This window comes from Flavitalea flava (genome assembly GCF_054461575.1).
Genome location: NZ_JBTLQH010000002.1, coordinates 129,128 through 145,241 on the forward strand (window position 1 = coordinate 129,128; position 16,114 = coordinate 145,241).

The 16,114-nt window shown below is 46.6% G+C and carries 10 protein-coding genes; 2 read left to right on the forward strand and 8 right to left on the reverse strand.

Going from position 1 to position 16,114, the window contains the following annotated elements:
- Positions 1-227 precede the first annotated feature (227 nt).
- The 3 genes from ACX0G9_RS03085 to ACX0G9_RS03095 form a co-directional block, all read right to left on the reverse strand.
- The gene (locus tag ACX0G9_RS03085) at positions 228-725 is read right to left on the reverse strand and encodes a MarR family winged helix-turn-helix transcriptional regulator (RefSeq protein WP_459063380.1); all 498 of its coding nucleotides are present in this window, start codon (positions 723-725) and stop codon (positions 228-230) included.
- A gap of 79 nt (positions 726-804) precedes the next feature.
- Positions 805-1,314, reverse strand: coding sequence for a GNAT family N-acetyltransferase (locus tag ACX0G9_RS03090; protein WP_459063381.1), 510 nt, complete (start codon positions 1,312-1,314; stop codon positions 805-807).
- A 798-nt stretch (positions 1,315-2,112) separates the two neighbouring features.
- A complete protein-coding gene (locus ACX0G9_RS03095) occupies positions 2,113-3,138 on the reverse strand; it encodes a helix-turn-helix transcriptional regulator (RefSeq protein WP_459063382.1) in 1,026 nt (341 codons plus the stop codon).
- A gap of 144 nt (positions 3,139-3,282) precedes the next feature.
- On the opposite strand from ACX0G9_RS03095, the gene ACX0G9_RS03100 reads away from it, so the two are divergent.
- Complete coding sequence (locus ACX0G9_RS03100; protein WP_459063383.1) at positions 3,283-3,963, forward strand: GIN domain-containing protein; 681 nt, start codon at positions 3,283-3,285, stop codon at positions 3,961-3,963.
- Between the two features lie 312 nt (positions 3,964-4,275).
- On the opposite strand, the gene ACX0G9_RS03105 is transcribed toward ACX0G9_RS03100, so the two are convergent.
- The 4 genes from ACX0G9_RS03105 to ACX0G9_RS03120 all read right to left on the reverse strand — a co-directional run bounded on the left by ACX0G9_RS03105 (position 4,276) and on the right by ACX0G9_RS03120 (position 14,423).
- Positions 4,276-6,633 carry a hypothetical protein gene (locus ACX0G9_RS03105; RefSeq protein ID WP_459063384.1) on the reverse strand — a complete coding sequence of 786 codons (2,358 nt, stop codon included), beginning with the start codon at positions 6,631-6,633 and terminating at the stop codon, positions 4,276-4,278.
- A gap of 151 nt (positions 6,634-6,784) precedes the next feature.
- Positions 6,785-8,518, reverse strand: a complete 1,734-nt coding sequence (locus ACX0G9_RS03110) for a tetratricopeptide repeat protein (RefSeq protein ID WP_459063385.1) — start codon at positions 8,516-8,518, stop codon at positions 6,785-6,787.
- A gap of 158 nt (positions 8,519-8,676) precedes the next feature.
- The gene (locus ACX0G9_RS03115; RefSeq protein ID WP_459063386.1) at positions 8,677-11,127 is read right to left on the reverse strand and encodes an ABC transporter permease; all 2,451 of its coding nucleotides are present in this window, start codon (positions 11,125-11,127) and stop codon (positions 8,677-8,679) included.
- 17 nt (positions 11,128-11,144) lie between these two features.
- Positions 11,145-14,423 (reverse strand): alpha/beta hydrolase family protein, encoded by a 3,279-nt coding sequence (locus tag ACX0G9_RS03120; RefSeq protein ID WP_459063387.1) that lies wholly within the window; start codon positions 14,421-14,423, stop codon positions 11,145-11,147.
- 209 nt (positions 14,424-14,632) lie between these two features.
- Between ACX0G9_RS03120 and ACX0G9_RS03125 the strand changes: the two genes are divergently transcribed.
- Positions 14,633-15,469 carry an aldo/keto reductase gene (locus ACX0G9_RS03125; RefSeq protein WP_459063388.1) on the forward strand — a complete coding sequence of 279 codons (837 nt, stop codon included), beginning with the start codon at positions 14,633-14,635 and terminating at the stop codon, positions 15,467-15,469.
- Positions 15,470-15,576: 107 nt separating this feature from the next.
- On the opposite strand, the gene ACX0G9_RS03130 is transcribed toward ACX0G9_RS03125, so the two are convergent.
- A complete protein-coding gene (locus ACX0G9_RS03130) occupies positions 15,577-16,059 on the reverse strand; it encodes a glutathione peroxidase (protein ID WP_459063389.1) in 483 nt (160 codons plus the stop codon).
- Positions 16,060-16,114: the final 55 nt, after the last annotated feature.

Here is a 16,114-nt window from a genome sequence, read left to right on the forward strand (position 1 = left end):
AATAAAAGGATAGGTCTGAAAATTTAAGTGCAAAGCAACATAACAATTAGTTAATGCCCTGTGTCAAATCTAAAGAAAAAGAATTAAAAGTACAAAGTGCAATTTTAATTCTTTTTTATTTTCCTTCATTTTTTGCACCGGAAGATCTACCAGAAAAAAGAAATCCCATCTTTATCGGCCTTACAAACCGGCACACCTCAAACCTTTACCGGATCTACCTTTCCCGATTATGTCTGCGGCCTGGTTGACACCCTGCTTTTTGCCTGTTGCGCCCGCTGAAAAAAACTTTGCCGCTCCATCTGCTGTTCCACCTCTTCAATGGCCTTCATCAGGTTATTGGTCGTATCGGTAAGGGAGGCGAGCGCCTCCTCCATGATGATCCAGACCGGTTTCATTTGCCCGACCAGCGTCTTTCCCTTGTCTGTAAGGGATAACAGCCGCTTCCTTTCGTCCATTTTATCCTTCCTGGAACGGATCAGCTTTAGTTTTTCCAGTTCTTTTAACAGGCTGATCGTCGAAGGATGACTATACCCAATCTCCTGGGCGATCTCCACGACACTGAGGACAGGCTTCTGTTTCAGGATATAAATCACCGGGAACCACTTTGGCTCAAAATCAATCCCACAAGCCTTATAAATCAGATGTCCATCCTTTCGTAACTGATCTCCCAGTCGTTGTAAACGGGTGGAAATGGCCAAAATACCGGACTGGTCAATGATGTTCATATGCAGCTATTAGATAAGATTTTATAATTTATGGATAAGATATAATAATAATTATGTCCTGGTAGTAATCTGCTTTTGGTTAATGGCCAAGATCCAGATGACAAAAGACATTATCCGCTCCCATAACCGGAAACGATCCGGGCAATTCCGATTTGTTTATTTGACGGAATCCGTTCCGTTCATAAAACCGGAGGGCTGCGTGTAGCCGGTCTACCGTACCCAGATAAAGATCCGTTATATTTTTTTCCCTGCAGGATACGATCAGCGTATCCAGTAATTGTTGTGCAATTCCCAATTCCTTACCCCTGAATTCTTTGCGAACGAACATTTTTCGTATCGCTCCGCCCTTGCCGCCGATGTTGATCAGTCCGATCGTCCCTACTACCCTGCCGTCAACCTTGGCTCCCCAGAAACCGCCACCCGACCCCTGGTAGTTCTTTTCGATGTCCAGCAGATCGGGCTGGTCCTCCAGCGTGATGGGCACATTAAATTCCAGTTGCTGAATGGGTAAGATGATGTCTACGATTTCCTTGCCGTATTTGTTGCCGATTGGCTCTATGGATATGCTCCTTTCTGTGGATTTGTGCATGGTCTGGTGATTTTATGTACAAATATACGTAGTTGACTACATATTTGCAAATTTGCCGGTTGATTTTGTCATTTTGCTGGATTGGCGGGTGGGGTGCATAGGCAGCGGGGTATATAAAAATTTGTCTGTTTTTTCTCATGGGCGATGGATATAGCCGGGCATTTGTTAATAATCGGCCGAGCCACTATTAGGCTTCAGTAACTACTCGAAAAAAATGTCAAATTTTTATATACCCCGCTGCCTTGATGCTTTCGATGCGGCAGTAACTATTACAAAATGAATGGAGTGACCAGAGAAAACAAAATTGGAGCATTTGTGCAAACACCGAATGGTATGCCATCATTGCGATAAGATTGAATATGAAATTGAGCGCAACAAAAAATGAACGTACTGCAACTTATTGCAAGAACAGCATACTGAGGAAATACCCACTGATCGCATTAAATATGGCCATTGTACAATTACCAAGTGGCTGCCCGGCGGTATATCGCAAATGGCGCTTTATTTTCTTTAACTACCATTAAAAAAGACATTGACATTAAAAGAAAATTGGCGACAGAGTTGATATACCCTGGGAGCCATCAGAATATTTGGAAATTGGTGACAGAGGTGATATACCCCGGGAGCCATAAGAATATTTGGAAACAATATCGAGAAAAAAAAGCGCATCGTTTTGCGTGAGGGATTGCAGTGGAAAGCCCGGAGTTTAACCAAGCGAAGCGAAGGATTAGCGAGGACTTGCAACGAAAAGCCCGGTCGGCAGCGGGGCTTAAAGAAGAGCAGCGGACACGCCTGACCTTACCTGATCTTTCCAGGGGAAATACCGAATTTCTTTTTGAAGGCGGCGCTAAAATGCTGTAACGAGGAGTACCCCAGGGCGAAAGCAATTTCTGTCAGGGACTTTTTCTTTTCCAACAGATCGATCCTGGCCATTTCCAGACGCGTATCGGAGAGGTATTCAAATACGGTTTGGTTAAAGGTTTCCTTAAAGCCCCGTTTTAACTTATACTCATTGATACCTGCGATCTTCGACAATTCCGTCAGGGTTGGCGGACATTCCAAATTCTTTATTAAATAATCCCGGGCAAACAGCAGCCGTTCCTTGTCGTAATCCTTTTTAATATATTGGAGCTTCTTATCCATTGACCGGTCAAAGGATTCCGCCTGTAGGACCAACATCTCGATTGACCTGGACAAAAAGAACATCCTTTTCAGCAGATCGGAATATTTACAATGCAGGATGGACCGGATACAATTTTGTAAGTTGAGATCGATATTAAGATTGAATTCGGAAAAAGCGACCGGCTTTCCGGCGCCTACCCTATCTGCAAAGCGTTGTAACGCATCATTGCCATCACCCGCAATTTTTAAAAAGGCGTCCCGCGAAAATTGTATTAAAAAAGAGCTCATATTTAGCTCCTCCACCTTCATTTGCCCCTCCGCCTCTTTTCCATAAAACATATTGTGCTGATTGGCCGATAACTCAAAACCTTGTGGCAGGTCCTTATCCAAAATGGACACTTTTCCCTTCAGGTTAAAATGCATGGTGATCATTTCCGAATCTCCCTTCCAGTCCAATACCATGGGTTTATTAAATACGGATTCGGAAAAACTCATTTTAATCCCATCAAAAAACCATTGGGTCGCCTGTATGGTTCCAAAAGGGAGCGGTACGCTAAAGGATTCCGTTCGGAATTTTTCCGGTGCAGGATTATTTGCAGAGACCTTTGCAGAATACTTGCCGGCATTTTTCCCGGGATCTTCCCCCAAAGGATTTTCTTTATACAAACTATCTCCATCCTTATTTTTTACTTCGAATCCCATAGCTCCGTGATATATAAGTTTTACTCCGTTTGGTACAAGCCTGCCGGAACGGCGCACCCTAGTTTTGTGTCAGAAAGTTACGCTTTTGCAAAAGAGGAACGACAAATTAAGTATTAAATGTTAAACTTTAAAAATCTAAGACAAATGATCGAAGTTAAAGGTGACGGAAACATCGTTTCCAAAGTATTTCCCGTGAGCTCATTCCTACGCCTCCACTTATCAGGGAAAGGATTGATCGAACTACATCAGTCCGAAGAAGAAAAGGTAATCGTCGAAACCGATGCCAATCTGCTGGAATATTTCGAGATCGTCAATTCCGGCAGGACGCTCTATGTGACGACGGAAGGCAAATTCAAAAAACCCGTTTGTACAAGTTGTAAGATACAGGTCTTCCTAAGGCAGATCGATGTATTGTATGTTCGCAACGACGGGGCGGATGTTGTTTGCCCCTCGCCTGTTTCCCTTGCCAGTCCAATCGAAATAAAGATCCAAAGTATCGGGAATACGGAACTGGACCTCATCGCCCCGGCCATTAAGATCTTATGCGCCTCGGTGGGCAATGTACTGATCAAAGGCAAATGTTCCTTTATTACGATTAAAAATCAAAGCGAGGGCAATTTTAACTCCATAGACCTGGAAGCTGACGATCTTTCAATCCTGAACAGGGCCGAAGGAAATGTAGATCTGTATGCCGCTAAAAACATATCCATCAGCCATTATGGAGAAGGATATATTCATTATTCGGGAGATGCCGTACTGAACGATGTGAAACAGTATGGAGATGGGGAAATTAAATATGTTTCTGCGGGGAAGGTAATTGCTTAAGACTGAAAGTAGACTTTTGGCGGTTCCCGGTGCTATATCACCTCTGTCGCGAATTTTCTTTACTAAATATGTCTTTTTTAATGGTAGTTAAGAAAATAAAGCGTCATTGGCGATATAGCATCGGGTCGCCTCTTGAGTAAGTGAGTATAGATGGGTAAAATCAGTCAATTTTTTTAGTACTCGCTGCCTAATGTATAGGAAGCTGCAAAGTAAGACGCACTATGGCTGTGCGACCTTTTTAATCTTACGATTACCTGTATCGCAGATATAGGTTAAAAACAGGCGAAAATCAAAGGAAGACCATAAGTCCAATCATTCAACGGGAGATGAGATTATATCCAGATAACGGCCCATCCAGTAAGGCAAGAGCCATACATCCCCTGGTGTCTCTTCAGAACTACCTTGACCGCTCATACCCAGATCAAAACCGGTCTGATTATGTTTTTTCATGATTCCTTCCGAAGGGGATATGATTTCCTTTGCGGACCGGCCCATAAAATTCTTCGGGAGTCTTTCTATATCATGCCTGCGTGAATTTTCAATGTCCCAATAAATATGATCCAGGGGATGTCTCTTAAGCCACCAAATCGATTCTTCCAGATCAAAATCTTTCGCGCCCGTCATAGCATAAGTAAAATTCCATAAGGGATCTTTTTCCGGTCGCAGCATCTCCCAATGATCACGGATCGCCTCCTTATATTTCCCTTTCAGTTCCTCATTCAGGGCATAGGGATAGAGGCACCAGTAACCCAGAAAATACATTTCGTCATCGGAATGATTCCATTCTTCGGAAAGCATTTCCGACCAGTCACTAATTTTCCCTGCTTCTTTCCTCTCGATTTTTCCGATCTCTTTCATCGGTCGGGCGAGGTTTTCCAGATAACCATGTTTTTTAAATAGCGTCAGTATCTCTTGTTTATACTTCTCGTCTTTGGTAAAATGATAGGCTGCCTGCAGAAATCCGGTAATATTAGACGATGTAATCTTCCGGTCCCCTACCTGAGGGGGAAACCCATTGACATACCCGGGATTCCATTTCCCCCAGGTCGTCGGCTGCCCGTTCCAGTCTATCAGGTAGAGATTATTTTTAATCAGATGTTCGGAAAGCCCTGTCAGTAGTTTTTTTGCCCTGTCTTTCCATATCGGATCATCAGCCAGGTCGGCAAAAAGGGAAAGCGCAAAGAAATGCCCCAGTACTTCATCGCTGCTTGTGGTGGATTTCCAAACCCAGCCACTATCGGTCCCCTTGCGCCATGGAGAAGTTTTGACATCGTATCCGGTTTTTTCAAAAAGCTGCCTGTTCTCTTCATTCAACGCATTGGTATAACCGGAAGATTCATATCCCCTTTTCTCATAAGCCCTTGCCGGCAGACCCGGCATCCCGGTTATGCTGTACAATCTTTCAAAGCCCATGAGCGCTTCTTTACAGTTTTCCCAGGCTTCAGGATCCTTCGTAGCGGCATACCGGAAAAGCTGCCCACCGAGATACATAGCCGTCCATAGGCCATCATTATCCGAATCCGAAAGGGTCATTTCCGACAGATTACCATTTGTCATGCCCCCTCCGCTGCAACTAAAGCCATAACGAATATGGTATTTCCTTGTTTGTTCCTCGAGGACCATGGCCTTTTCCTGAAGGGTCATCTTTTTAAAACAAATCTGGCCCAATCCCGTCTTCGTTAGTATCAGTACACTCCCGTCGGGGCCCGGGGCAATATCCACGACATGGTTATCCGGCAACCAGCGCTGAGATGCATAATAATCATATTTATTTTCTGCGTTCAATTTAAAAGCGCCCTCCGTAGAACCAAACCACAATTCTCCTTTTATCTCCTCCACGTCGGTCAGTTCAGGGCAGGGAATCTGGTTTATCAACTCTCCACCGGAAGCACCGGAAATTTTCAACCATCGATATCCGTTGGTAGTCCCCAATACGATTTTATCTCCGCCCTTCGCAAACGTGACACAGGTCAGTCCTGCACCGGAAAAAATCAGGGAAAGTTTTTTGGCGGCAGGATTAAACGACCATAATGAATCTGGGGAAAGTACCAGGAATTGGTTGCTCGCTCCATTGAATTTAATGGAGGTTACCCGGTCAATCGGTTTCTCCCAGCGTTTCCTGCCTTCCTTATCCGAATAAACCAGGGACCTGCCGTCTGCAATAAGAAAATCAAAATCCTTACCCCCCGCCAGGACGGACGGGTTATGCATTCCATGGTCAAGGGACAAGCTACCTGCCCAGGCATTCGAGAAGACGGCCTTTCTGTCTGTATAGACGAACTGATCCTGGTAAACTATTACAGAATTGATCTGCATGTGTTGCATATAACGATAGGTCTTTACCGGCAGCAACTCGCCCGGCTCAAGAAAATGTCCATGATAAGGTATGAGCAATCCTTCGGAAGAGGAGATCTGTATATTACGATTACGGTCTGCGGATACCTGGTAAAGACTCCTCTTATCTTTTTTATTTTGAGGAAGATAATATTTTATACTGAAATCCTGCCAAAATGCAGTATCCTGATAAATCCGCTGCCCCAGGCGGTTAATAGCCGGTTTGGAATCCTTTTTTCCCGGATCGGAAGCACAGGCCGATAGTAAGATTATCGCTATAAATAAGGCTGCCAGCTTTCCGCCTATATTGGTATGATTTTTTATTTTCTTATCCATGACATTCGTAAGAGACCGGAATGCCTTATCGATACTGTCTCAACCGGAGAATTATTTTCATGCTGTCAAAAATGAATTATTTTGACTATCCTACACAATTTCCGGTATCAGTGTTCAGAAAAAAAACTATTTTGAGCGGCGGATGACGGTTCTAAAACACCGAGGCAACCGGATTCACATCGGAGGCTTCGAATGCTGTTTGGTATTTTAGTTTATACCCTGCGGCTTCGGCAGGTTTGTGCTGAGCCATCAGGCTTTGATAAAGGCCCAGAAGGGACCAGCCATTGCCGGGATTGCGGCTCAGGTCGTCCCTGTATACTTTTTCGGCTTCTTTTGTTTGGTGCATTTTTAAAAGACAGAGCCCTAAATATTGGCGGACTGGAATAAGCCATTCCGGGGGTTCCGAATAGATCAGCTCATCTTCCTCCTGCACGGCAAGATTAAAAGCTGCAAGTGCCTCGTCCTGTTTGCCTTCGGCAAATAAAATTTCTCCACGGAGGATCCCGGCTGCAATACGGCCGCATTGGACGGGCTTATTAAAGGGCATAATACGTATGCCAAGCAGGCTGTCCTGCAGATTCCCTTCCAGGCTATCAAGATCTGCTTTTGCCGTCGGAAGATCTTTGTGATGGACATTGGCAAGACCTGACGCAAAATGATAGAGTATGGATGCATATTTCCATTTATTATCAGGCGCTGGTGACTGCCGTATCTCCTCCCATTTACCCAGTCTTACCCAAGCCAACACAGGAAACATATACACAAATTGCGCATCAGGATCCTGTTCAAAGGAGGGTTTGCCTGCCAATAACCTTTCCCGGGCCCGCAAATAAAGCGGCATTCCCTTGCTGTACATACCGGCGTTCATCGCACAATAGGATTGTACTTCATAAACATGAATGAGTTTGTTTTTACCCAGGCCTATCTCAGGCGACAAAGAATCCTCCCGGTTGACAACGGCATTGGCGTCTTCGTTGACCTTAACACCTTTTACAAAAAGACCGTTTCGTTGATAACTATGCGTAGCCATATGCACCATATGGCCCGCACCCGGCATGTCCTCCTTCAGCACATTTGCCCAGGGCAATGCCAATTCCGGTTTGTCGGAAGCCTCGGTAAGGTGAATATAATAATGCAGGCCGCCGGGATGATGGGGATCTTTTTTAAGTATCGTTTCGCAAATCGTTACCAGCTCAGGTGTCCAGGTTTTCGGGGTTCTGTCCGTATTCCAGAAATCCCATTTATGTTCCAGCATGACCGCATCTATATATAAGGCCTTGATGTCATTGTCTTCGGGGTATTGCCGGATAAGGCCAGACATGGCCATGGCATATGAACTGTCCAATTGCGGGCGGTCTGCATTAGTCGTATCGTAAGAATATCGTTGCTGAATAGCATCCATCAGACCGTTTTCTTTTTCGGTGGCTCCGCCGCGATGTCTGTTCATAGCAGCCAATGCGGCAGGAATGCCCATCTTCAATTTATAGTAATATATGTTATAGTAAGGGCCCATCGATAAAGCCTGCCCCCAGTAGGTCATGGCAGCCGTAGAATCGAACAGTGCGGCTTCCCGGAAGGAGGCCAGCGCTTCCCGGAGATGATAACTATAATAAAAATTCAGCCCCTGGTTGAAAAAAAACCTGGCGCTGTCGTTCTGCGTGGTAATGGCATATTGATGATGGCCCAAACCCGGTAATGCGTGAATGAACCTGCCGCCTGCTCCTGCAAGATTGCTCCCCGGGGAATTGGTTTCACCAGGAGCACATCCTATCGCTGTGCTTCTTTCCACCGCAGAGACTGAGATTTTTTTGGCGGGAAAAATGGTTTTCGCGCTTATAAAGGCGAGGAAACAAATTAAGGAAGTTAGCAGCAGAATGAGTTTCATATAGATGAAAGGTTTGGCGTTTGTATAGGTGGAGGGTAACAGATAATAAGTGATAGCTAATAGGAGACGGGGGGTGTATTGGGCAAAGGGTAACGGAAAGAGGACCTAATAAAGATACAGAAAGATACAGAAAAGATACAGATTTTAATGACCTGTACCTATTCGGCCCTCAAGGTTCTCACCGGGTTGGCTAATGCCGCCTTAATGGCCTGAAAACTTATGGTTAACAGCGTGATCAGCAAGGCTGATGCTCCTGCAAAGGCAAATATCCACCAACTGAGGGTCACCCGGTAGGCAAAGCCCTGCAGCCAGTTATGCATCGCCAGCCAGGCTAGGGGAAATGCAACTATGGCGGAAAGAATGACCAGCTTCATAAAGTCCCGGGAAAGCAGAACTACAATATTTCCGGCGTGCGCCCCCAATACTTTCCGGATGCTGATCTCCCTTATCCTTTGCTGGGTGGCATAAGCGGCAAGCCCCAACAAACCTATACAGGCAATAAATATGGCGAGAAAGGAAAAGATGGTGAACAAACGCTGAATAGTCTGCTCCGCCTTATATTGGGAAGCCAGGTTCTGATCGAGAAAGGAATAATGAAAGGGCCGCTTCGGAACAAATTGTTTCCAGGTCTGCTCAACGGCCAGGATCGTGCTGCGGAAATCTTCCCCCTTTATCCTCACCGAGGTAACCGGAGTAATATCCCTGAATTTTGCCGCATTCGCAAAAACTAACGGCGCAATGGCCTGATGCAGGGTCTGGAAATGAAAGTCCCTTATCACCCCCACAACCGTATAAGTATACGGTGAACCATTGGGTGCATTGAACTCTGGGCTTGTCGTGTTAAGACGGGAACCGATCACCGGATCCTTTAATCCCATGGCCTTCACCGCTCTCTCATTCAACACCACGGAAAGAGAGTCCAGGCCATAAGCTGCCGAGAAAAAACGTCCTTCTTTCAGCTCCAGCCCGAGGGTGGAAGCAAACTGATCATCCACGATGATCCCCCTTCCCGTCATCGGTTCCCTTGCCCCTTCCTGCTGAAAGGTGATTCCCTGGAAACCATTCCCACCGGGTAAGGTACTGGCACCGCTTACGGCCTCTACTCCGGAGATTTTGGAAAGCTCATTGCGAAATGCCCGGGTCCTGCTATCCACCAGGTCGGTACGTTCAATTTCAATAATGTGATCCCTTCTGAAGCCCAGTTTATCACCCAGCATATAACGCATCTGACTGTTGACGACAATGGTACAAATGATAAGGATAATGGATATCGCAAATTGAAAGACAACGAGTCCGTTGCGTAATGCAGTGCCAAATTTATTGGACTGGAATTTTCCTTTTAAAACTTTTATGGGTTGAAAGGAGGATAAGACAAATGCCGGATAAAAACCTGCCATCAAACCTACCCCCAACGCAAAAACAAGTATCAGGCTTATTCGTAAAGGATCAAGCCACCCGGCAAGGCTCAGTTCCTTCCCCGAGATCCTGTTAAAGAGAGGTAAGAGCACCAATACCAGCAATACTGCCAAAACTACGCTCAACAGGGAGACCAGAACCGATTCCAGCAAAAATTGAAGGATAAGCGCTCTTTTCTCGGAACCGAATGTTTTACGGATGCCTACTTCCTTAGCCCTCTCTACGGAGCGTGCAGTGGAAAGATTTATAAAATTGATACAGGCAATTCCCAAAATAAAAATGGCGATGATCCCGAAGATTGTTACGGACCGTTTGCTACCATTGGGTTTGATCTCCGCCTCCAGGTCGGAGGTGAGATGAATCTGCTGCAAAGGCTGCAGATAATAATGATAACCATTTCCTGCTGCCAGGAATTGGGGAAAGGTTTCTCCAAAATTCCGGGCAATATCTCCCGATACATATTTTTCGATGATCGTTGGAAATTTAGCCTCGAGAGCAAAGGAGGAAATGTTCTTACGGACCAGCAAATAGGTATAGGTTGAAAACCCGGTATAGTTCGGTTCCTTTAAAAATGGAAAGCTGGATGCGGAAAGCAGCATATCGAACTGCATATGAGAATTTTCCGGCCAGTCCCTGCAAATGCCAGTGATCATAAATTGACGCTGGCCATCGGTTTCAAAGGTCCTGCCGATCGCAGCAGCGGCAGATCCAAAATATTTTTTGGCCGTCCGTTCGTTCAGGATCGCGGCATTGGGTTTTCGCAGCGCAGTAGCCGTATCCCCTTCCAATAACCCCATATTAAAAACGCAGAAGAAATTTGAATCGGCAGAAAACACCTTTTTTTCTTCAAAGATCCTTTCACCGATCTGTACAAATTGTGAGCCCGTCCCTACGAGATCGATCAGCCCGGTGGAAGCCTCTACTTCCGGAAATTCCTTCCGGATGGCCCCACCGATAGAGGAGGGAATGATAGCATAAGAAGTTGTTCTTTCCGGATATTTCCGGTCAAGCACTACCCGGTATATCCGGTCTCCATTCCCCTGAAAATGATCATAACTGAGCTCATGCCCGATGAACAGGATGATTAGCATACAAACTGCCATCCCTGTCGCCAGTCCCAGAATATTGATCAGTGTGTATACCTTCCTTTTAAGAAGGTTCCTGATCGCCACTTTAAGATAGTTCTTAAACATATGCGGAGATATTTGAATTAATAACCTGGTCCTGCCGTTCCTGTCGTTGCCGGGGCCCCGGAGTTCGCCTGCGGTGTATGTTGTAAAACCTGCGGTGAAGGCGTCTCCAATCCCCAATCGATACCCTTCAGCGTGGCCGGCACTCCTTCTGTGATCCACCTGGCCGGTGGCTCACCTTTCAGATAATAACCGAAAAATTGCCCCAGACGGATGGACCAGTCTTTCCGGTTCCTTCTTTCCGTCAACCCATGGTCCTCGCCGTTATATTGGATCATCCAGACTTTTTTACCCAGCCGGCGGAGCGCGGAAAAGTATTCGATGCCCTGATACCAGGGTACGGCTCCATCCGCATCATTATGCATCATCAACAAAGGGGTCTTGACTTTATCGGCCCTGAACAGGGGAGAATTTTTTATGTACAATTCAGGCCGCTCCCAAAGCGAGTAACCCAGGCGGCTTTGTGATTTTTCGTATTGAAATTGGCGGCTGATGCCGGTGCCCCAACGGATTCCCCCATAAGCGCTGGTCATATTGGCCACCGGTGCTCCTGCCTCGGCCGCTGCAAACAGATTCGTTCGCGTAACCAGGTAAGCAATCTGATATCCACCCCAGCTATGCCCCTGCAATCCCATTTTTGTGCTGTCCACCCATTTGAAACGGCTCATATAGCGGGCGGCAGAAACGACAGCGTTATAGGCATCCTCTCCCGGCCGCCCGGTTTTATAGTAGATATTCGGATCGAAAACGATATAACCATTGCTCACAAACCAGGGAATATTGATCGAGGACCGCACAGGTTGTGGCGCCAGGTAGTTGTAACGGGTTTCGGCATCACGCTCGTAGAAATAGAAGATGACGGGATATTTTTTGGTGCTGTCAAAATTCTCCGGTTTGTATAAAAGCCCCTCGCTCATCCTTCCATCCAGCATTTTCCAATGACATAGTTCGGTAGTGAACCAATTGTAAGTGGATTGTTGCGGATTGATCCTGCTAAGCCGGAGTTCGTCGGAAAGGTCTGCAGAGGATTGACTTCCTGTGTAAGATTGATTGCCGGGAGAGGATTGACTTCCAATGGAGGATTGGTTGCCTGCAGGAGATTGGATGCGGGAAAAAGATTGGGCGGAATCCGTTATAAAAAGATCATACGGTTTGTCAAAGCTTCCTTTCAGATAACCAAGGGTCCAGCTGTCCTTTGCCTTGAAGAAGTTGTTGTAACTGAATGGACCTGTCGGGGATATTACCTGGCCGGCGGAAGATTTTACATTGCCGTTACTGGCTGGAGATTTTACATTGCTGTTAGAGTAGGTTGCCTTATTCAGCGTAAACGGAGTTCCCATCCGGTATAGCTGCCAACCACTGCTCATGTCCTTTCGATTGAACAGGGTCAGCAGAACGAGTTGACCGGGAACCAGGTAACGTTCTTCTTTGTCCAGCTTTATATAACGGAAAGTTATTTTATCCGATCTGCCTATCCCTTTGGTAAGATTGACGGGATTTCTTTGTCCGGCCGGATCTGTCTCCCAGACATCGTAGCGGTCATAGACGTACATAGATCGATCGTTCGCGCTCCATCCCATCATTCCATGCGCAGGCGGATCATCCGGATGGTCATCCTCTTCATCATAAAGAGGTACCAGGATTTGTTGCGTGGGAATGGTGATACGACCGGTCCCCGCTTCATAGGTGAACCAGTTCTTTTTTTTCCAGTCATACCAGCTTATAAACCGGCCTTCCGGAGAGAGGCTCCCTCCTCCCCTTACTTCTTCTTTTACCAGCTTACGGGAACCATCCCGGAGATCGACCAGGTACAATTTCTGCAAACCACTCTGCTCCCATTGTTCCCGCGACCGATAACCCTTCGAGCTTTGCCCAAGTGCAAATTTACCATTGCCTTCTGCAGCTACAATGACCGTTTCGCAATTTTCATCGCCCAGAGGAATGAGTTTGCCGCTCTCCCTGCCGTCTCCCTGATCGATCTGGTTGATCACGGCCAGGTAACTTTTTTTTAATTCGTAATTCAACTGAACCAACTGCTGCGGGGAAAGATAATCGTCCTTATAATTCCAGACATCCAATCTCGCTGTCTCGAACTCAACCAGCGTGGTGTCTTTTGGTCGCCTGACGGGAGCAAGCCCCAGGAAGAGGCGCGAGCCATCCTTGCTGAAGATGTTTTCAAAATCCGAACTGATGGTCAGTCCTGGTTTGTTCAACGCCAAAAGAGTTCTCCTGTCCGCCTTGATTCCCGCGCTATCCATACCGGGGCGGTAGTACCACAAACGGTAAAATTTGACGAGGGCCTTGGTCACGCTGTCCCGCTCGGCCACAAATGCCAGTTGGCGGCCCTCCTCATCTAGTGTGTAATTGCGGGCATCCTGGAAACCCCGCATTACCGTATCGATTTCGGAACTCCGGCTTGCGGATCCGGAACTCCCAATATTCATCCAAAGGATCAATGCCTTGCTCAGGGTATCGCTTTTTTTCCGGGTGGTCTCCACCACCAGGGTGTTCCCCCTGGCAGAGAAAAGATATTCGCTGACCAGGGGAATCTTCTTTTCTTTCCCGTCGTTCAGATTTTTTATGATCAGATCCGTTCCTTCTTCCACCGTTTCTGCGGAGGAAGGGTTTTCTTTTTTGGCGGGGACAGACAGGATTGACATGCCTTTCAATCGAACATCCGCCACTTTTGAACGAAGGCTGTCTGCCACCCTTGTCAAACTATCGGCCTGCGCGAGCAATTGCCGTATCCGGGTCAGCGAATCAGGTTGGGTTGCCGGTTGGACGGCCGGTGGTACGGCAAGCTGGCCCGGTTGGACCGCAGGCTGGCCCGGATTGATCGAGGGCTGGCCCGGATTGATCGAACTGGCAGAATCGGATGATTTACCCGGAGCGGGTGATGATTTCTCAAGGAGATAAGCCAGCCAGGCTTCATCGCCCGCTGAAGGATTTTTCTTTGCCGGGATCTTAAAAGATTTTACCCGGGGAACCTTGACCAGGCTATCCCTTCCCAATTCCAGCCAGGCAAGACTATCTTTTGGGGATTGTTCCGGGGTCTTCTTTTTTATCCGTGCCTCACGACTGTCTTTAAAAAAAGGTTTGATCTGAAATACAAGATAACGGCTATCGGAAGTGATGGCGGCACCCGCGCCCCGGGGAAACTCTTTCCGGTAATGACCATCCGTACTGCTGACCACCAATCGGCCGTCACCCTCCTGGGGAATGATCGTATAAACTACGTATTTCCCATCAGACGAAAAGATATGTTCGCCGATGCTCTCCCATCCATCATACGGCAGCATCCAACGGTTTTTTTTGCGGAAAAACCGGTCCCGCAAAACAAAATAAAAAAATAGTAAAGAAGATTATTCCCGGGCTGTAACGCATGGTATTTGGGTATTGTTACCGAATTTAAATAATGAAGACGGTAATTCCGAACAATTTCCCAGAGCGGGGGGTTATTTTCTTTTTAGCGAATTCATACCAATTATCTATTATAACTATCTGTGCTATGAACAATCAAACATTCAGCATCGGAGGTGACCTGACTGTAAACCGTATGGGCTACGGCGCTATGCGCATAACCGGTGAAGGCATTTGGGGCCCTCCTAAAGACAAGGCAGAAGCGATCCGGGTGCTGCAAAAAGCGCTGGAACTCGGTATAAATTTTATCGACACGGCTGACAGTTATGGCCCTGATGTTTCTGAGGAGTTGATCGCCGAAGCCCTCTACCCCTACCCAAAAGAACTCGTTATTGCTACTAAAGGGGGACTGACCCGGACCGGACCCAATCAGTGGCCCGTCAATGCTCACCCTGACCACCTGAAAAAAGCACTGGCAGGAAGTCTTTCCCGGCTCAAAAAGGACCGCATCGATCTTTATCAATTACACAGGATAGACCCCAACGTTCCCTTCGAGAAAAGTTTGGAATTCCTGCAGGATGCACAGGAAAAGGGATTGATCAAACATATCGGACTCTCGGAGGTAGGTGTGGAGGATATCAAAAAAGCGGAAACCTTTGTCAGGATCGTATCCGTTCAAAATATGTACAGCCCTGACAATCGTAAATGGGAGTCCGTCCTGACCTATTGCGAACAGACCGGCAAGGCTTTTATTCCCTGGTACCCGCTCAATGCCGGGAAGGTGGAACAAATGAAAAAGATCAACCGGGTTGGCACCCGGCTCAAGGCCAGCCCCCACCAGGTTGCCCTGTCCTGGCTGCTGCATCATAGTCCGAATATCCTGCTGATCCCCGGCACTTCCCGGGTCAAGCATCTGGAAGAAAATGTAAAAGCCGGAGAGCTTGCCCTGGATGCGGCGACGATCAGGGAACTGGACGGACTTTGACGATTTTTGAGGATCCTTGAGGAACGTTGAGGATCTTTTGCCGGGATCATTGAGGATAGTTGGAATTTGTGATCTATACAGAAAATAAGGGATTAAACTGAAATAGTCTATTTAAGAAGGGCGCGGATATGCGGTTCGATCTGCTCCGGTTTGGTGACCGGGGAAAATCGTTTGAATGGTTTGCCATTGGTATCAATGAGAAACTTGGTAAAATTCCATTTGATCCGGTTGCCGAAAAAACCGCCTAATTTGCTTTTTAGATATCTGAATACCGGGTTCGTCTCTTTTCCGTTAACATCCGATTTCTCAAATAATGGAAAGGTAACGCCATGATTTACTTTACAGGTCTGCTCCATCACTTCATTCGCCAAGGGTTCCTGATTTCCAAACTGGTTACAGGGAAAACCAAGGATCACCAGCCCTTTGTCCTTATATTCCTGGTATAATTTTTCCAGGCCTTCAAACTGGGGGGTCAACCCGCATTGGGTTGCCGTATTTACCACCAAAACAACTTTTCCTTTAAAGTCGGACATTTCCACTTTTTTGCCACCAGGCGTATTGGCACTGAGCTGATAAAATTCGTTCGGCATGGTAAATGATAAAATTCGTTATAACAAAGGTATAGGATTTGACTACATTTAATTA